The following is a 16,119-nucleotide window of genomic DNA, read 5'->3' as shown; positions in this document are numbered from 1 at the left end:
TTGGCCCGCATTAGATAACGGAATTATTGCAGTCGTGTGACAGGTCGTGGGCTGTTGCAGCAACATTCTGTTACTGGACTAGGCTTTAATTCCCTCTCCCGAGAATCACGGTGGATCCAATGACACGACATACGCTGAACTGGATGGCGCTTTTTACTGCTGTGGCACTGGCCTTGCCAGGGATAGCGTCGGCCCATCATGCCATGATGAAAGACGGTGTGATGGTCGACCATGCGGGAATGACGCTCTATACCTTCGACAAGGATTCGGGCGGCAAATCCATGTGCAACGATGAATGTGCCAAGAACTGGCCACCGCTGATGGTCAAGGACGGCGATATGGCCGAGGAGGGCTGGACACAGATCAAGCGCGATGATGGTTCGATGCAATGGGCCTATAAGGGCAAGCCGGTGTATACCTTCGTCAAGGACAAGAAAGCCGGTGACATGACCGGCGACGGCATGAAGGATGTGTGGCACGTGATCAAGTAATCGGGCCGACCCTGCGCTGGCGGCCCGCGAGTCGTCAGCGCAGGGTGTAGTCGACAACGATGCTGAGGAAAATCAGCAACCCGGCCCAATGGTTGTGCAGGAAGGCCTTGAAGCAGGATTCGCGATCCAGGTTGCGGGTCGACCAGAACTCCCAGACAAAGCACACCAGCGCTGCCACCAGCCCCAGGTGGAACCAGCCGCCCAATTCGAAGCGGTTGCCGGCCAGCAGCAAGCACCCCAGTGACAATACCTGCAAGGTCAGAATGATCGTCCGGTCGGCTTCACCGAACAGGATCGCCGTCGATTTGACACCGATCTTCAGGTCGTCGTCGCGATCGACCATGGCGTAGTAGGTGTCGTAGCCCACGGTCCACAGCACGTTGGCGATGTACAGCAGCCAGGCAATGGCCGGCAGTTCGCCGTTGGCGGCGGTGAAGGCCATGGGGATGCCCCAGGAGTAGGCAGCCCCGAGCACCACCTGCGGGTAGTAGGTGTAGCGCTTCATGAATGGATAGCAGGCCGCCAGCGCCACCGCGCCGAAACTAAGCCACACAGTGGTGGCGTTGGTACACAGCACCAGCAGGAAGCTCACACCGACGAGTATCGCGAACAGCACCAGGGCTTCGCGGGCGTTGATTCGGCCGGCAGCCAGCGGCCGGTCGGCGGTACGCTTGACGTGGCCATCGACCTTGCGATCGGCGAAATCGTTGATGGCGCAACCGGCCGCACGCATCAGCACTACACCCAGGGTGAAGATCACCACGTTGGCCAGGGTCGGTGCCCCCTTGGCGGCTATCCATACGGCCGAGAGGGTGGGCCACAGCAGCAGGTAGATGCCGATCGGCCGGTCCATGCGGCTCAGCTGGATGAAGTCCCAGGCCCGTGGGTGCAGGCGATTGAGCGACTTGAGCAGCTGCAGGTACATCAGCGGATCTCCCCGGAAATATCGGCGGCCTGCCATAGCGCGGGCAGGAAGACTTCGGCAACCAGCACACTCAGGCTGGCGCGATCAAAGCGTGAGCGGCGCCCCCACAAGGTGTCGCTGGCGTCTGCGACGGGCAGCCAGGCCTTGGGGTAATGACAGACTTCAATGGGCCGGCGGGTAAAGGCCTGGTCGCAGAACAACAGCTCGCCCAGCGAGCGACTGCCCAGTGCTTCCATGTCCAGCCCGCCGCTTTCCAGGGCGCTGCGTGCTGCCACGCTGCGGGCGAACACCCAGGCCTGGCCATGACCGCGCAAATACACCTCGCGTACCCAGCCTTCGCTGCCAGGCGGCAGGTCCAGCGCCTGGCATTCGTCATCACGCAGCGGCTGCCAGCCCTCGCAAAGGGGTGTAACAGAAAAGTGATCGGCGGATAATTGGGTCAGGCGACGGGTCAGGGACCCTTCATCGAACAACCAGTCAAGGCAGCCAGGCGTTGCGCTGTCTGCTACCTGCGAGTACTGCAACCATTCTGCAGCGGGCGCTTGCGATGTTTCGTACGGCACGATGGTATGGATTAACAGGCCAAAGAGACCGCGAGCTTAGCATGAATGCCCAATCCGGCTTGCATGCTGGCACCTGGCTCCAGTACAAAGCCCCTCCGTGATGGTCGCCACCGTAATATTTCCCAGAGCGACCACTCCAAAGCCTGTGCCTGTTGAGGATGTGAGTGATGAAAAAGTGGCAGTGTATTGTTTGCGGCCTGATCTACGACGAGGCCGAAGGGTGGCCGGATGACGGTATTGCGCCCGGTACCCGCTGGGAAGATGTGCCCGCAGACTGGCTGTGCCCTGACTGTGGTGTCGGCAAGATGGACTTCGAAATGATCGCAATCGGCTGATCGTTTTTTAACCAGGAACTTTAAGGAAAGCATGGCATGACGGCTCCAGTGGTAATTGTCGGTACAGGCTTGGCGGGCTACAACCTGGCTCGCGAATTTCGCAAGCTCGACGGCGAAACGCCGTTGCTGCTGGTTACTGCCGACGATGGTCGTTCATATTCCAAGCCGATGCTTTCCACTGGTTTCGCCAAGAACAAGGACGCCGATGGCCTGAGCATGGCAGAGCCCGGCGCCATGGCCGAACAGCTCAAGGCCGAAGTACGCACCCATACCCGCATCAGCGGTATCGACCCGGGCCACAAGCGCCTGTGGATCGGCGAGGAGCAGGTGCCTTACCGCGACCTGATCCTGGCGTGGGGCGCGCAGACCGTGCAGGTACCGGTCGAGGGCGATGCCGGCGAGGCGATCTTCCCGATCAACGACCTGGAGGACTACGCTCGCTTTCGCGCTGCAGCCGCAGGCAAGCAGCGGGTATTGATCCTGGGTGCCGGCCTGATCGGTTGCGAGTTCGCCAACGACATGAGCCTGGGAGGCTTCGAGGTCGAGCTGGTGGCGCCGTGCGAGCAGGTCATGCCGACGCTGCTGCATCCGGCCGCCGCCGCAGCTGTGCAGGCAGGCCTGGAAGGGCTTGGCGTGCGGTTCCACCTGGGGCCGGTGCTGACGCGCTTGGAGCGGGTCGGCAATGGCCTGCAAGCGCACCTGTCCGACGGTACGCTCATTCCGTGTGATCTGGTGGTGTCGGCCGTTGGCCTGCGTCCACGCATCGACCTGGCCGCTGCAGCCGGCTTGCAGGTCAACCGTGGCGTCGTGGTCGACCGTCAACTGCGTACCTCCCATGACAACATCTTCGCCTTGGGCGACTGCGCCGAGGTCGACGGCCTCAACCTGCTCTATGTCATGCCGCTGATGACGTGCGCCCGGGCCCTGGCCCAGACCCTGGCCGGCAATCCTACAGCGGTTGCCTACGGCCCGATGCCAGTGACGGTAAAGACCCCTGCCTGCCCCCTGGTGGTCTCGCCACCGCCCCATGGCCGTGAGGGCAACTGGCACGTCGAGGGGCAGGGGCTCGACCTCAAGGTGCTTTGTCACGATACGGACGGCAACTTGCTGGGCTATGCCCTGACCGGCTCGGCGGTGATGGAAAAGCTGGCTCTGAATCGGCAACTTCCGGCGTTAATGGCGTAAACAGCGGGCGTTCTGTCGGATTACCCCTGCTATTGCACCAACAATGGCCGTCCAGAGACTGGCGCGGCCCCTGACGGCGTGCCATCCTCACTCCCGTCTGCCGCAGTTTAGAGCCTGCGGTGCCTTGGGCGCTGCTCCATGAAGAGCAGCACGGCATAACAACAAAAAAACCGTCAAAGAGGCTTCACTATGCGTAAACCAGAACTCGCCGCAGCCATTGCTGAAAAGGCCGATCTCACCAAAGAGCAAGCCAACCGCGTTCTCAACGCCGTGCTCGAAGAAATCACCGGCGCCCTGCATCGCAAGGACAGCGTTACGCTGGTCGGCTTCGGTACGTTCCTGCAGCGCCATCGCGGTGCCCGCACCGGCAAGAACCCGCAAACCGGCGAGCCGGTGAAGATCAAGGCCAGCAACACCGTGGCTTTCAAACCAGGTAAATCCCTGAAGGACAGCGTCAATCCGTGATGCCTCGCACAGATCGATTGCAGTAGAGAACGGGCACCCGACACGGTGCCCGTTTTTTTTTGCGCAACATGCCGCTACAGAGCGATGCAGTGATCGCGTTGATATAGACCCGTCGCCTATGGCGTTTTCGCAGCGAGACTATAAACTGCTCCGCCAGTCACTTTTTAGTCGAGGCGCGTACATGAAGTTTCGCTTTCTCCTTTGGGCCATGGGGTTGCTGATGGCCAAGGCCAGCCGCAAGAATCCGGCATTCCAGCAACAACTGGCCGACAAGGATCTGGTGTTCCAGCTACAGACTCTCGATGGCAAGGTGGCTCGCCATTTTATCGTCAAGGATATGCGTATCCGTAGCCAGTCCGGCACCCATGCAGCGCCGGCCTTTGCCATTGCCTTCAAGGATGCCGCGTTCGGCTTTGCCACCTTGCAGGCGAAAAACAAGCAATTGGCATTCATGCAGGGGATTCAGGACAAGAGCATCCAGATCAAGGGCAATCCGGCGCTGGTGATCTGGTTCCAGGGCCTGATGAAGTACCTGAAACCGAAAAAGAAAGCCTGACCCGTGGGGTCAGGCTCATGCCTCAGTGCTGATTGAACTGCGAAGCCAGCTCACGCAGCAGCACTTCGGCCTCAAGCACCTTGTTCACCACATCCTCGGCTTTTTCGCGGGGGATGTTCAGGCGCTCCAGCAACGCGTCGGGTATGGATTCCACCGGCCCCGAGCCGATACCCCGGGCACGCAGCAGGCGAATCGCCAGACACACCAGGTTGGGGAACGCGGCATGGTCGCCGTCGTACTGCGGATCATGCTGAAAGCGCAGGGCGGTGGCCAGTTCCTCGGGCATGTCCCAGAACCGCATCAACCAGGCACCTATCTGCTCGCGGCTGATCCCCAGCAAATGCTGTTCGACATAGCTGTGGCACAGGTGCGGGTTGACCTCCAGGTGGCGGCAGATCAGCGAAAAATGCGGTGGGAATACATGCGCCAGCAACAGGTAGCCGAAGTTGTGCAGCAGGCCGGCCAGGTACGTCAGGCCGGCTTCGGGGCGCTCGGCGCGAGGGATGGCGCGGGTCAGGCCTTCGATCACGGCGGCGGTGTAGATCGACTGTTGCCAGTACGGCGTGGTGTCCTGCGGATGGTCCTTGGGCAGGCTCAGGGTCTTGCCTAGCGCCAGGCCCAGCGCCAGGTTGATCACCAGGTCAAAGCCCAGCACGCGGACGATGGCGTCTTCGACCGAGCGGATCTTGCCCGGCGAGGCGTAGTAGGGCGACGCTGCCCAGCTGACCACCTGGGCAGCCAGGGCCGGGTCGGTCTCGACCACGCCGGTAATGTCGTCGATGGTCGCGTTGGGGTCGACGCGCAGCTTGATTATTTTTTGCGCGGTTTCCGCGAGCGGTGGAATCTCGATGGTGCTTTCCAGGCGCTGCTGGATGCGTCGGGCAGTGAAGGCCTGGACCGCCTGGGTGATTTCCTCTCGGTCGTCGGCCGGGCGATCGAGGTTGGGGCGAATGCTGCTCAGACGCTCGCCGAAGTTGCCGGCGCTGGCTTTGTTGAGCATTTTCTTGAAGTCGTCGCGTTCGATTTCCAGCAGCAAGCCGGCTTCACCGGAGTGCACCAGCAGTTTTTCCGGCTTGAGCAGGCTTTCTTCATAGAGGCAGGGCGAACTGGTCAGCGCAGGAATGCCCGGGAGCATCTTCAGGCCATGCTTCTCGAGCATGTGCTTGAGGCGTTCCAGGGGCACGGCGGCCAACTTGCGGCCAGTGAGTTCGGCGAGGCGATTGAGGTCGAGCAACTGGCTCTGCGGAAACAGCACCATCAGCGCGCCGACTGCGTCATCGAGCAATACGGCCTGGACCTTGCGCTCGGACAGCAGCTGCGAGTGATCCAGCACTTCGCGGTAGGCGATGCCGAGTTTTTCGAGCAGCAGCCGGATAACAGACGGAGCGTGGGGGGTTGCGGTGTCCAGGGCAACTTCAGTCATGGTCTGTATCCAGAAATTTTACAATCGCAAGAGTATAACCAGCTTGGGCCGCAAGCTGGATCCATTCTGGGACAGGCGTCACACCTGTCCGTATTGTTGACCATGGCGCAGCCAGCGCTCGAGCAGCGGGCTGACATGTTCCGGCCAGCGTGCAAGCAGCGCCTGGGCGGCATCGCGCACGGCGGGAAGCAGGTCCGCGTCGCGCATCAGGTCGGCGACCTTGAACTGCAGCAGGCCGGTCTGGCGAGTGCCGAGCATTTCACCGGGGCCGCGCAACTCCAGGTCTTTCTCGGCAATGATGAAGCCATCGTTGGTTTCGCGCATGATCCCCAGGCGTTCCCGGCCAATCTGCGACAGTGGCGGATGATAGAGCAACACGCAATGGCTCACCGCGCTGCCCCGACCGACGCGGCCGCGCAACTGGTGCAACTGGGCCAGGCCCAGGCGTTCGGGGTTCTCGATAATCATCAGGCTGGCGTTGGGCACGTCGACGCCGACCTCGATGACAGTGGTCGCGACCAGCAATTGCAGATGGCCTTGCTTGAACTCGGCCATGACCGCAGCCTTTTCAGCAGGCTTCATGCGCCCGTGGATCAAGCCGACCCGCAGCTCGCCCAAGGCACTGCCGAGTTCTTCGAAAGTGGTTTCGGCGGCCTGGCAGGTCAACTCCTCGGACTCTTCGATCAGGGTACAGACCCAGTACGCCTGGCGCCCCTCGGCGCAGGCGGCGCGAACCCGCTCGACCACCTCGAAGCGTCGGCTGTCGGCAACCAGCACGGTGTTTACCGGTGTACGGCCGGGGGGGAGCTCGTCGAGGATCGAGGTGTCCAGATCGGCATAGGCGCTCATGGCCAGGGTGCGCGGGATGGGGGTGGCGGTCATGATCAGCTGATGCGGACAGAGCTGGCCACCCACGCCTTTCTGGCGCAGTGCCAGGCGTTGTTGCACACCGAAGCGGTGCTGTTCGTCGATGATCGCCAGGGCCAGGTTCTTGAACTTCACCTCTTCCTGGAACAGGGCATGGGTGCCGACCACCATCGGTGCACCGCCAGCGATCTGCTCCAGGGCACTGGCGCGGGCCTTGCCCTTGAGCTTGCCCGCCAGCCAGGCGACTTCTATTCCAAGCGGTTCCAGCCAGCGCTTGAACGTGACGAAGTGCTGTTCTGCAAGAATCTCGGTGGGGGCCATCAGCGCGACCTGATAACCGGCTTCCAGGGCCTGCAGCGCAGCCAGCGCGGCGACCACGGTCTTGCCTGCGCCCACGTCTCCCTGGACCAGGCGCAGCATCGGCTCTGGTTGGCTCAGGTCGTAGGCGATTTCGTTGCCGACCCGTTGCTGGGCACCCGTGGGGGCGAAGCCCAGGTTTGCCAGGTACTGCTGGGGCAATCGAGTCGCCTTGGGCAGCACCGGGGCCCGCTGGGCACGCAGGCTCTCGCGCAGGCGTTGCTGCGAAAGCTGATGGGTCAGCAACTCTTCGAAGGCCAGGCGGTGCTGGGCCCAGTGCTGGCCCTTGGCCAGTTCGTCGACGTCGGCATCGGCGGGTGGGTGGTGCAGGTAGCGAATGGCGTCGTCCAGCGGCGCCAGTTGGTAGTCGCGGGCCAGTTCCTGTGGCAGCCAGTCAGGCAGGCTGCGGGGGCCGAGCATCGCCAGGCTTTGCTGGCACAGCTGGCGCAGGCGTTGCTGGGTCAGGCCCTCGGTAGTGGGGTAGATCGGGGTCAGGGTCTGCTCGACTGGCGCAGGTTCGTCACCGGTCAGGGCGCGGTACTCGGGGTGGTAGATCTCAAGGCCTGACGCGCCAGGGCGGGCTTCGCCATAGCAGCGCAGGTGGGTGCCGCGCTTGAGGCCTTCCTTCTGCGCATTGCTGAAGTGGTAGAAGCGCAGGCTCAGCACGCCGGTGCCGTCGCCCAGGCGAACCAACAGGCTGCGGCGCTTGCCCATGACCACATCGGTGCCGCTGACCACGCCTTCGATCACCGCATCCTGCCCTGGCCGTAGCGCGCCGATCGGTACCACGCGGGTGCGATCCTGATAGCGTAGCGGCAAGTGGAAGAGCACGTCCTGGAGGTTTTCCAGGCCGACCTTGGCGAGCTTTTCGGCCATGGCCTCGCCCACGCCCTTCAATGCAGTCACCGATACTTGGGACAACTCCGGCATGGTGGGTTCCTACTGGCTCACTGGCGGCTTGGCCACCGAGCACAGACGGATGGAGTCGGCGAGGATCTCGATGGCCTTGGGCCGCGGGAAGCTGGCGCGCCAGGCAATGGCTACGGTGCGAAACGGTGCCGGTGGGCTCAAGGGCCGTACTTCGATGACGCCGGGGGCATAGTGGTGACTGTGCACCGCAGACAGCGGCAGGATCGATACCCCAAGGCCCGAGGCGACCATGTGGCGGATGGTTTCCAGGGAACTGGATTCGACGGTGGTGTGCTTGGAGCCGTCGCTACCCTTGGCCAGGGTCGGGCAAGCCTCGAGCACCTGGTCGCGGAAGCAGTGGCCCTCGCCGAGCAGCAGCAGGCTCTTGTCGTTGAGCAGGCTGGCGTCGATGGTTTCCTTCTGGGTCCAGGGGTGTTCGCTGGGCATCAACACATAGAAGGGTTCGTCGTACAGCGGCATGGTCAGTACGTCGGCTTCGTTGAACGGCAGGGCGATGATCACCGCGTCCAGCTCACCATTGCGCAGCTTGTCGCGCAGAATGTGAGTGAAGTTCTCTTCGATGTACAACGGCATCTGCGGGGCGACCCGGTGCAGTTGTGGAATCAGGTGCGGGAACAGGTACGGGCCAACGGTATAGATGGCGCCGACTTTCAGGGGGGCGGTGAGTTGGTTCTTGCCGGCTTGGGCCAGCTCGCGGATGCCCTGTGCCTGCTCGAGCACTTTTTGGGCCTGGGCGACGATGCCTTCGCCAACCGGCGTCAGGCGTACAGCGCTTTTGCTGCGCTCGAAGATCAGAACACCCAGCTCGTCCTCAAGCTTTTTCACACCCACCGACAAGGTCGGCTGGCTGACATGGCAACGTTCAGCGGCATGGCCGAAGTGCTGTTCCTGGGCGAGGGTGACGATGTAGCGCAATTCTGTGAGGGTCATAACGTGCGTCCATGAAGTTGCGGCCCCAGCATAGCGGCTGCACTCGATAGACGCACGTTATCAGAGTTGCTTATGTGTGACAGAAACAATGCGTCAGCGCTTGTCCAGCGAGTAGACGAAAGGCGCGATCACCTCGATGCTGCCGTTAGTGAGCAATTCCTTGGGCGGTGGTGGAACCGGCTGGGCCCTGCGGATCATCTCCAGGGTTGCCCGATCCAGTGCCGCGCTGCCCGAACCACCGGCCAGGGCGTAAGAAAGAATCTTGCCCTCGCCATCGACTACGAAGCGCAGTCGGTTGATGCCTTCCATGCGCATGCGCCGGGCGTTCTCCGGGTAGCGCTTGTACTTGGCCAGGTGGCGTAACAGGTCGCTCTGCCAGGTAGGCAGGGCATTGCTGTTACTGGCGATGCTCGGTGCCGGAGCTGCCGACTTTTGTGCCGGTGCGGTGTTCGGTGGCGTGTCGACCACTTCCTCGTCGGCAGGCTTTTCCTGCGGTGGCTCAGGCTTCTTCTCAGGCTTGGGCGGCTGCGGTTTGGCCTTCGGCTTCACCTGTTTGGCGACGGCGATCTTGGGTTTCGGTGCCTCGGCCAGTTTCGGCAGCGGCGGCTCTTCTACCGGCGCTGGCGGTTGTGGCGGGGTTACCACCTTGGGCGGTGGAGGAGGCGCCGGTTCAGGCATCGGAGCCATCTGGATCATCATTGCCGCGGGGGGCAACTCGATCGCCTGGGGCACCGACCAATTGAGCGTCAGCAGCACGGCGATGGCATGGATCCCCAGCACAACCGCCAGACTACTGCTGTAACGCGCCAGCTTATGCCGCGTCTTGATCATTTCTTGGCTGCCGTCTCAAGTCCGACCAGACCGACTTTCAGGTAACCGGCCGCGCGCAGGGTATTCATGACTTCCATCAGATCGCCGTAGTCCACGCCCTTGTCGGCCTGGAAGAAGATCGTGGTGTCCTTGTCGCCCTTGGTCTTGGCATCGAGTACCGCGCCGAGCTGGTCCCGCTGGACCTGTTCTTCGCCGACATAGACGTTCTGGTCAGCCTTGACGCTGAGGAATACCGGCTTCTCGGGCCTTGGCGCGGGCTTGGCCGTGGAGGCTGGCAGGTCGACCTTGATATCAACGGTCGCCAATGGCGCTGCCACCATGAAGATGATCAGCAGGACCAACATCACGTCGATGAACGGCGTGACGTTGATTTCGTGGTTTTCGGCGAGATCGTCGCCACCCTCATTAAGATGCAGGCCCATGGCTTACCCCACTTTCACCATGTGAGGGGCAGAGGAGCGCTCGCCGGTCTGGTGGTCCAGGTCGCGGCTGACCAGCAGCAGGACCTCGGCGGAGGCATCGGAGACCTGCGCCTTGTAACCGGCGATGGAGCGGGCGAAGACGTTGTAGATCACCACGGCCGGAATCGCTGCAACCAGGCCCAGTGCAGTGGCCAGCAGGGCCTCGGCGATACCGGGGGCAACCACGGCGAGGTTGGTGGTCTGGGTTTTGGCGATACCGATGAAGCTGTTCATGATGCCCCAGACAGTACCGAACAGACCGACGAACGGTGCGGTGGAGCCGATGGTGGCCAGTACGCCAGTGCCGCTGCTCATGTTGCGGCCGCTGGCGGCTACCAGGCGCTCGAGGCGGAAGCTGACGCGTTCCTTGATGCCTTCTTTCTCGCGGGCGTTGGCCGACAGGCGCATTTCATCCAGCGCATCGTGAACCAGCAGATGGGCCAGTGTGCCTTCTTTGTTGGCTGCGTCGCTGGCTTCCTTGAGGGAGGCGGATTTTTTCAGCAGGGCAATGTCGCCGCGCAGGCGGCGTTTGGCGCCCATCAGCTCGAAGCCTTTGGCGATCCAGATGGTCCAGGTGATGATCGAGGCGATGGCCAGGCCGATCATTACGATTTTGACGACGATGTCGGCGTTCTTGTACATACCCCATGGGGATAGGTCGTGGGCCATGCCCAGGCTGGTGTCTTCGACCAGTGCTTCAACTTCTTCGGCTTCGGTGGTTGCCTGGCCATCGACCGGAGCTACAGCCGGGGCGGCGGCAGGATCGACCGGGGTAGCAGCGCCTGGGGCGGCGGGTGCCTCGACTGCAGCAGGGGTGGCAGGCGGTGCGGTCGGCTCATCGGCCAGGGCAACAGGGGCCATGACCAGGCTGAACATCAGCGCGGCGATGGCGCGCCATGCGCGCGGCGTGGTTGGCGAAGCGGAAGGTTGAATACGTGTCATGCTGGCCGGACCTGATGAAGAAGAAAAGGTGATTGTCCTTCTAGGCCTCGAGGCGGGCCGAGAACAAATTTTGGGCGGCCATTATTGCAAGTAATTCTTGTTAGCAGAAGTAATAAAGTTACTTTTTTTCCATAATACCTAGCCGCCTATCGAGTTATTTGGATAGGCTGGGCCTTTGATTTGCGGAGTTTCGGGATGTCTGCGCCTTCAGTTCTGATCGTCGGTTGCGGCGATGTTGGTAGCCGTTTGGCCAAGCAATTGCTGGCATGCAGCTGGCAGGTGAGTGGCCTGCGCCGCAATATTGGGCAGTTGCCAGCTGGCGTGGAGGGCATTGCTGCCGACGTGTTCGATGCGCAGTGCCCGGCGACCTGGCCGGCTGAAACACCGGATTATCTGGTCTACTGCACAGCAGCCAGCCAGCATGACGAGGCCGGCTACAAGGCGGCCTATGTCGACGGCTTGAAGCATGTGCTGGGCTGGTTGGCCGAGCGCGGGCAAACGCCCCGGCGATTGCTGTTCGTATCCAGCAGCAGCGTCTATGCCCAGCAGGACGGTGAATGGATCGACGAAACGGCGGCGACTGAACCGCAAGGCTACTCGGGCACGGTCATGCTCGAGGCCGAACAGCTGGCCCTGGCCAGTCCCGTTCCCTCGACCGTGGTGCGCCTGACGGGCATCTACGGGCCCGGCCGTGAATGGCTGCTCACTCAGGTGCGCCAAGGTTATCGAGTGACTGAAGAGCCGCCGCTCTATGGCAATCGCATTCATGCCGAGGATGCCGCAGGCTTGCTGGCCTTCCTGCTCAAGGCCGACGACCAGGGGCAGGCGCTGGATGACTGCTATATAGGTGTGGATGACGCTCCGGCCCCGTTGGCCGAAGTGGTGGCCTGGCTACGCGAATACTTGGGGGTTACCCAGTGGTCGGAGCAGGAGCGAGTGCGCCGTACCGGCAGCAAGCGTTGCAGTAACGCGCGGGCCCGGGCACTGGGCTGGGCGCCTCAGTACCCGAGCTATAAGGAAGGCTATGCGGCAATCCTTGAAGGGCGTAGCGAGTAGCGCACCAGGCAGTCAGTCGCGCTCGAGCAACCACTGGCGGGCGCCGGGATAGAGCTGTGGCTTTTCATCCGGCTTGGCGCTGTTGAGGGCTCGCAGGATTTCCAGCTGGTCGCCGTCGCGTTTGAAGATCCACGGGGCGCCGTGCTTGTTGCGCTCGAGCCAGAGGCTGTCGAACTCACCGGTCATGTCGGCGCAGTCGCCCGCCAGGCACAGGGCATAGCGATCCAGGTTCGGCAGGCCTTCGACACTGCCATTGTCACCAAAGCGCACCACGCCGCCCTGGCCTGGCCCTTCGATGATTTCCCATTTGCCGCCCAGGTAGGCGCTGTACAGCGCCTGCTCGAAGCTGGTGCCGGTGCGCGCAGCAATAGGTGCGGAGGACTTGGGTTTCTCGAAATTCTGTTGCGTCAGCTGTTGGCTGGCATTCTGCACCAGCTCATCACCGTCCAGGGTCAGGATCTGCGGCTGACCATCGCCGAATTCGACCTGGCTCTGTTTTTCACCGGCCTGGAATTGGCCTTCGACGATTTCGAAGCCATTGGTGTAGCTGGCCTGATTGGCCGCGACGTTGACCTTCCACTCGTAGTTCGGGCCGTTTTCACGCAGCGCTTGACGCAGGCTGACGCCTTCGGCAGCGGCATCGATGGCTTTCTGGTTGATCCAGATGCCGTTGTAGTCTTCGGGTTTGTGGCTGGAGCAGCCGCTCAGCAGTGCGGCGGCCAATGCCAAGGCAAGCGCATGGCGCATGTCGGGGGTCCTTCCGGGGTAGTGCGGCGGCGAACCGGACGGCTCGCCGCGCGGGGGATCACTCGAGGACGAGGATCGCGTCCATTTCGACCTGCGAGCCGCGTGGCAGGGCGGCAACGCCGATGGCGGCGCGGGCAGGGTAAGGCTGTTCGAAGTACTTGCCCATGATCTCGTTGACCTTGGCGAAGTGGCTCAGGTCGGTCAGGAAGATATTCAGCTTGACGATGTCCTTGAACGAACCGCCAGCGGCTTCGGCAACGGCCTTGAGGTTTTCGAAGACCTGGACGGTCTGGGCTTCGAAGCCTTCAACCAGTTCCATGGTTTTCGGGTCCAGCGGGATCTGGCCGGACATGTACACCGTGTTGCCGGCCTTGATTGCCTGGGAGTAGGTGCCGATGGCGGCTGGGGCCTTGTCACTGGTGATGACGGTCTTGGTCATGATGACTCCTTGCTGTTATTGGGCTACGCACGCATGCGGGTGATGCGGATCACGCCAGTCAGGGCGCGCAGTTTCTTGATCACGCGGGCCAGGTGTACGCGGTCGTGCACGCTGACCACCAGTTGGACCACGCTGATGCGACCATCGCGTTCGTCCATGCTGATTTTCTCGATGTTGCCGTCGGCGGCATTGACGCTGCTGGCCAGCAGGGCAATCAGGCCACGCTGGTGTTCCAGCTCGACGCGCAGTTCGACATTGAATTCGCCAGTGACATCCTTGGCCCAGGACAGCTGGACGCATTTTTCCGGGTTGTGGCGGATTTCACTGATATTGCGACAGTTCTCCAAGTGCACGACCATGCCTTTGCCCGCCGACAGGTGGCCGACGATGGGGTCGCCCGGAATCGGCGTACAGCATTTGGCATAGCTCAGCACCAGGCCTTCGGTACCGCGAATGGCCAGCGGACCTTCCGGGGTCGGCAGCTGTTCGCCTTCAGTGGACAGCAGGCGACGGGCGACCACATAGGCCATGCGGTTGCCCAGGCCAATGTCTTCGAGCATGTCTTCGATCTGCTCGAGGCGGTACTCGCTGAGCATGGCCTGGATGCGCTCCTGCGGGATTTTGTCCAGGGCACTGTCGAAACCGTTGAGTACCTTGTTCAGCAGGCGTTCGCCCAGGCTGATGGACTCGGAGCGGCGCTGCAGCTTGAGGGCATGGCGAATGTGCGTGCGGGCCTTGCCGGTGACCACGAAGTTGAGCCAGGCAGGATTCGGGCGAGCGCCCGGGGCGCTGACGATCTCGACGGTCGAGCCGCTCTGCAGGGGCTCGGACAACGGCGCCAGGCGGCGGTTGATCCGGCAGGCGATACAGCTGTTGCCGACATCGGTGTGTACCGCATAGGCGAAGTCGACCGCCGTGGAGCCCTTTGGCAGTTCCATGATCCGGCCTTTGGGCGTGAATACGTAGACCTCGTCCGGGAACAGGTCGATCTTCACGCTTTCGATGAACTCCAGCGAGTTGCCGGCACGTTGCTGCATTTCCAGCACGCCCTTGACCCACTGGCGAGCGCGGGCATGGGTGCCCTTGGGCTGCTCGTCGTCACTGGACTTGTACAGCCAGTGGGCGGCGATGCCGTTGTTGGCCATCTCTTCCATTTCGCGGGTGCGGATCTGGATCTCGATGGGAACGCCGTGCATGCCGAACAAGGTGGTGTGCAGCGACTGGTAGCCGTTGGCCTTGGGAATCGCGATGTAGTCCTTGAAGCGGCCGGGCAGCGGCTTGTACAGGTTGTGCACGGCGCCGAGCACGCGGTAGCAGGTGTCTACCTTGTCGACGATGATGCGAAACGCATAGACATCCATGATCTCGTTGAAGGCGCGGCGCTTGCCGCGCATCTTCTTGTAGATGCCATAGAGGTGCTTTTGCCGGCCGCTGACTTCGCCCTCGATGCCATCGACGGCCAGGCAATGGGCCAGCGACTCTTCGATCTTGTTGACGATTTCCTTGCGGTTGCCACGGGCGCGCTTGACGGCCTGGTAAATGCGCGCCGAACGCATCGGGTGCATGGCCTTGAAGCCCAGGTCCTCGAATTCCACGCGCACGCTGTGCATGCCCAGGCGGTTGGCGATGGGGGCGTAGATTTCGAGGGTTTCTTTGGCGATGCGGCGACGTTTTTCGCCAGACAGCACTTCGAGGGTGCGCATGTTGTGCAGGCGGTCGGCCAGTTTGACCAGGATCACGCGGATGTCCCGGGCCATGGCCATGGCCATTTTCTGGAAGTTCTCCGCCTGGGCCTCGGCCTTGGTCTCGAAATTCATCTGGGTCAGCTTGCTGACCCCGTCGACCAGTTCGGCCACGGTTTCGCCAAATTGCGAGCTGAGCGCTTCTTTGGCAATGCCGGTGTCTTCGATCACGTCATGGAGCATGGCCGCCATCAGGCTCTGATGGTCCATGTGCATGTCGGCAAGGATGCTTGCCACCGCCAGCGGATGCGTGACGTAGGCTTCGCCGCTACGACGGCGCTGGCCGTCGTGGGCTTGTTCGGCGTAGAAGTACGCTCGGCGCACCAGGTTGACCTGGTCGGTGCCGAGGTAGGTCGACAGACGATCGGCGAGGGCGTCTATGCTCGGCACAGTGTTACCTCCTGCCGAGGAATGGGGCCCTGCGCCGTACTGCGTCGACCAGGCATAGGCTTAGACGGCCTCGTTGGCCTCTTCCTCGCTACCGAATGCAAAGGCAGGCTCGACTTCGACGATGGATTCGGCAGCAATGAATTCTGGCGTGCAGATGCCTTCGGCGATTTCACGCAGGGCAACGACAGTAGGTTTGTCGTTTTCCCATGCCACTTTCGGCTCTTTGCCGCCGGTGGCCAGCTGACGGGCACGCTTGGTAGAGAGCATGACCAGCTCAAAACGGTTATCCACGTGTTCTAGGCAGTCTTCAACGGTTACGCGGGCCATGGTCTTCCTCAAGTAGCAAATGCGGTGTTCAGCCCGAATGGGCGAGCGGACTCGATAGTTTAAAAAATCACCAGCCTTTAGGGAAGCGCTGATTTCGATTCGAGTCCTTGATAGGCCGACAATAGCCAGTTACAGGGCTCTAGTTCAAGTGTCCTGT

At 62.0% G+C, this 16,119-nt stretch carries 18 protein-coding genes; 6 read left to right on the top strand and 12 right to left on the bottom strand.

Annotation, left to right across the window (positions count from 1 at the left end):
- The first annotated feature begins 119 nt into the window (after positions 1 to 119).
- Positions 120 to 491 carry a COG4315 family predicted lipoprotein gene (locus tag NPS58_RS19315; protein ID WP_274116904.1) on the top strand — a complete coding sequence of 124 codons (372 nt, stop codon included), beginning with the start codon at positions 120 to 122 and terminating at the stop codon, positions 489 to 491.
- A 34-nt stretch (positions 492 to 525) separates the two neighbouring features.
- On the opposite strand, the gene ubiA is transcribed toward NPS58_RS19315, so the two are convergent.
- Positions 526 to 1,416 (bottom strand): 4-hydroxybenzoate octaprenyltransferase, encoded by an 891-nt coding sequence (gene ubiA / locus NPS58_RS19310; protein ID WP_274116903.1) that lies wholly within the window; start codon positions 1,414 to 1,416, stop codon positions 526 to 528.
- Positions 1,416 to 1,979: a chorismate--pyruvate lyase family protein gene (locus NPS58_RS19305; RefSeq protein ID WP_274116902.1), complete on the bottom strand. Its 564-nt coding sequence runs from the start codon at positions 1,977 to 1,979 to the stop codon at positions 1,416 to 1,418. The genes ubiA and NPS58_RS19305 overlap by 1 nt, the downstream gene beginning before the upstream one ends.
- Before the next feature lie 167 nt (positions 1,980 to 2,146).
- Between NPS58_RS19305 and NPS58_RS19300 the strand changes: the two genes are divergently transcribed.
- The 4 genes from NPS58_RS19300 (at position 2,147) to NPS58_RS19285 (ending at position 4,520) form a co-directional block, all read left to right on the top strand.
- Positions 2,147 to 2,314 carry a rubredoxin gene (locus NPS58_RS19300; RefSeq protein ID WP_028942479.1) on the top strand — a complete coding sequence of 56 codons (168 nt, stop codon included), beginning with the start codon at positions 2,147 to 2,149 and terminating at the stop codon, positions 2,312 to 2,314.
- Between the two features lie 36 nt (positions 2,315 to 2,350).
- The gene (locus NPS58_RS19295; RefSeq protein ID WP_274116901.1) at positions 2,351 to 3,499 is read left to right on the top strand and encodes an NAD(P)/FAD-dependent oxidoreductase; all 1,149 of its coding nucleotides are present in this window, start codon (positions 2,351 to 2,353) and stop codon (positions 3,497 to 3,499) included.
- A gap of 189 nt (positions 3,500 to 3,688) precedes the next feature.
- On the top strand, positions 3,689 to 3,964 hold the full coding sequence (locus NPS58_RS19290; RefSeq protein ID WP_003213368.1) for an HU family DNA-binding protein: 276 nt from the start codon (positions 3,689 to 3,691) through the stop codon (positions 3,962 to 3,964).
- 181 nt (positions 3,965 to 4,145) lie between these two features.
- Positions 4,146 to 4,520, top strand: coding sequence for a helicase (locus NPS58_RS19285; RefSeq protein ID WP_274116900.1), 375 nt, complete (start codon positions 4,146 to 4,148; stop codon positions 4,518 to 4,520).
- 22 nt (positions 4,521 to 4,542) lie between these two features.
- On the opposite strand, the gene NPS58_RS19280 is transcribed toward NPS58_RS19285, so the two are convergent.
- The 6 genes from NPS58_RS19280 to exbB form a co-directional block, all read right to left on the bottom strand.
- Positions 4,543 to 5,943, bottom strand: coding sequence for an aminoacyl-tRNA deacylase and HDOD domain-containing protein (locus tag NPS58_RS19280; protein WP_274116899.1), 1,401 nt, complete (start codon positions 5,941 to 5,943; stop codon positions 4,543 to 4,545).
- A gap of 78 nt (positions 5,944 to 6,021) precedes the next feature.
- Positions 6,022 to 8,097, bottom strand: coding sequence for an ATP-dependent DNA helicase RecG (recG, locus tag NPS58_RS19275; protein WP_274116898.1), 2,076 nt, complete (start codon positions 8,095 to 8,097; stop codon positions 6,022 to 6,024).
- A gap of 9 nt (positions 8,098 to 8,106) precedes the next feature.
- On the bottom strand, positions 8,107 to 9,027 hold the full coding sequence (locus NPS58_RS19270; RefSeq protein ID WP_028942474.1) for a hydrogen peroxide-inducible genes activator: 921 nt from the start codon (positions 9,025 to 9,027) through the stop codon (positions 8,107 to 8,109).
- A gap of 93 nt (positions 9,028 to 9,120) precedes the next feature.
- Positions 9,121 to 9,858 (bottom strand): energy transducer TonB, encoded by a 738-nt coding sequence (locus NPS58_RS19265; protein ID WP_274116897.1) that lies wholly within the window; start codon positions 9,856 to 9,858, stop codon positions 9,121 to 9,123.
- Positions 9,855 to 10,280: a TonB system transport protein ExbD gene (exbD, locus tag NPS58_RS19260; protein ID WP_028942472.1), complete on the bottom strand. Its 426-nt coding sequence runs from the start codon at positions 10,278 to 10,280 to the stop codon at positions 9,855 to 9,857. The genes NPS58_RS19265 and exbD overlap by 4 nt, the downstream gene beginning before the upstream one ends.
- A gap of 3 nt (positions 10,281 to 10,283) precedes the next feature.
- Positions 10,284 to 11,261: a tonB-system energizer ExbB gene (gene exbB, locus NPS58_RS19255; RefSeq protein WP_274116896.1), complete on the bottom strand. Its 978-nt coding sequence runs from the start codon at positions 11,259 to 11,261 to the stop codon at positions 10,284 to 10,286.
- A 195-nt stretch (positions 11,262 to 11,456) separates the two neighbouring features.
- Between exbB and NPS58_RS19250 the strand changes: the two genes are divergently transcribed.
- Complete coding sequence (locus tag NPS58_RS19250) at positions 11,457 to 12,317, top strand: SDR family oxidoreductase (protein ID WP_274116895.1); 861 nt, start codon at positions 11,457 to 11,459, stop codon at positions 12,315 to 12,317.
- A 12-nt stretch (positions 12,318 to 12,329) separates the two neighbouring features.
- On the opposite strand, the gene NPS58_RS19245 is transcribed toward NPS58_RS19250, so the two are convergent.
- Genes NPS58_RS19245 through rpoZ form a run of 4 tightly spaced genes read right to left on the bottom strand, consistent with a single transcriptional unit; the run spans position 12,330 to position 15,962 of the window.
- Positions 12,330 to 13,064 (bottom strand): hypothetical protein, encoded by a 735-nt coding sequence (locus tag NPS58_RS19245; protein ID WP_274116894.1) that lies wholly within the window; start codon positions 13,062 to 13,064, stop codon positions 12,330 to 12,332.
- Positions 13,065 to 13,122: 58 nt separating this feature from the next.
- A complete protein-coding gene (locus tag NPS58_RS19240; protein ID WP_038615925.1) occupies positions 13,123 to 13,503 on the bottom strand; it encodes a RidA family protein in 381 nt (126 codons plus the stop codon).
- A 23-nt stretch (positions 13,504 to 13,526) separates the two neighbouring features.
- Positions 13,527 to 15,635, bottom strand: coding sequence for a bifunctional GTP diphosphokinase/guanosine-3',5'-bis pyrophosphate 3'-pyrophosphohydrolase (gene spoT / locus NPS58_RS19235; protein WP_274116893.1), 2,109 nt, complete (start codon positions 15,633 to 15,635; stop codon positions 13,527 to 13,529).
- A gap of 60 nt (positions 15,636 to 15,695) precedes the next feature.
- Positions 15,696 to 15,962: a DNA-directed RNA polymerase subunit omega gene (gene rpoZ / locus NPS58_RS19230; protein ID WP_028942466.1), complete on the bottom strand. Its 267-nt coding sequence runs from the start codon at positions 15,960 to 15,962 to the stop codon at positions 15,696 to 15,698.
- Between the last annotated feature and the right edge of the window lie 157 nt (positions 15,963 to 16,119).

Source organism: Pseudomonas putida (genome assembly GCF_028682455.1).
GTDB classification, from domain to species: domain Bacteria; phylum Pseudomonadota; class Gammaproteobacteria; order Pseudomonadales; family Pseudomonadaceae; genus Aquipseudomonas; species Aquipseudomonas putida_AA.
This window is presented reverse-complemented; position numbering and strand designations above follow the sequence as displayed.

Excerpts from the sequence above, each read along its gene's own strand:
- NPS58_RS19315 (WP_274116904.1), top strand. The coding sequence starts at position 120 with ATGACACGACATACGCTGAACTGGATGGCGCTTTTTACTGCTGTGGCA.
- ubiA (WP_274116903.1), bottom strand. The coding sequence starts at position 1,416 with ATGTACCTGCAGCTGCTCAAGTCGCTCAATCGCCTGCACCCACGGGCC.
- NPS58_RS19300 (WP_028942479.1), top strand. The coding sequence starts at position 2,147 with ATGAAAAAGTGGCAGTGTATTGTTTGCGGCCTGATCTACGACGAGGCC.
- NPS58_RS19295 (WP_274116901.1), top strand. The coding sequence starts at position 2,351 with ATGACGGCTCCAGTGGTAATTGTCGGTACAGGCTTGGCGGGCTACAAC.
- NPS58_RS19290 (WP_003213368.1), top strand. The coding sequence starts at position 3,689 with ATGCGTAAACCAGAACTCGCCGCAGCCATTGCTGAAAAGGCCGATCTC.
- NPS58_RS19285 (WP_274116900.1), top strand. The coding sequence starts at position 4,146 with ATGAAGTTTCGCTTTCTCCTTTGGGCCATGGGGTTGCTGATGGCCAAG.
- NPS58_RS19280 (WP_274116899.1), bottom strand. The coding sequence starts at position 5,943 with ATGACTGAAGTTGCCCTGGACACCGCAACCCCCCACGCTCCGTCTGTT.
- recG (WP_274116898.1), bottom strand. The coding sequence starts at position 8,097 with ATGCCGGAGTTGTCCCAAGTATCGGTGACTGCATTGAAGGGCGTGGGC.
- NPS58_RS19270 (WP_028942474.1), bottom strand. The coding sequence starts at position 9,027 with ATGACCCTCACAGAATTGCGCTACATCGTCACCCTCGCCCAGGAACAG.
- NPS58_RS19265 (WP_274116897.1), bottom strand. The coding sequence starts at position 9,858 with ATGATCAAGACGCGGCATAAGCTGGCGCGTTACAGCAGTAGTCTGGCG.
- exbD (WP_028942472.1), bottom strand. The coding sequence starts at position 10,280 with ATGGGCCTGCATCTTAATGAGGGTGGCGACGATCTCGCCGAAAACCAC.
- exbB (WP_274116896.1), bottom strand. The coding sequence starts at position 11,261 with ATGACACGTATTCAACCTTCCGCTTCGCCAACCACGCCGCGCGCATGG.
- NPS58_RS19250 (WP_274116895.1), top strand. The coding sequence starts at position 11,457 with ATGTCTGCGCCTTCAGTTCTGATCGTCGGTTGCGGCGATGTTGGTAGC.
- NPS58_RS19245 (WP_274116894.1), bottom strand. The coding sequence starts at position 13,064 with ATGCGCCATGCGCTTGCCTTGGCATTGGCCGCCGCACTGCTGAGCGGC.
- NPS58_RS19240 (WP_038615925.1), bottom strand. The coding sequence starts at position 13,503 with ATGACCAAGACCGTCATCACCAGTGACAAGGCCCCAGCCGCCATCGGC.
- rpoZ (WP_028942466.1), bottom strand. The coding sequence starts at position 15,962 with ATGGCCCGCGTAACCGTTGAAGACTGCCTAGAACACGTGGATAACCGT.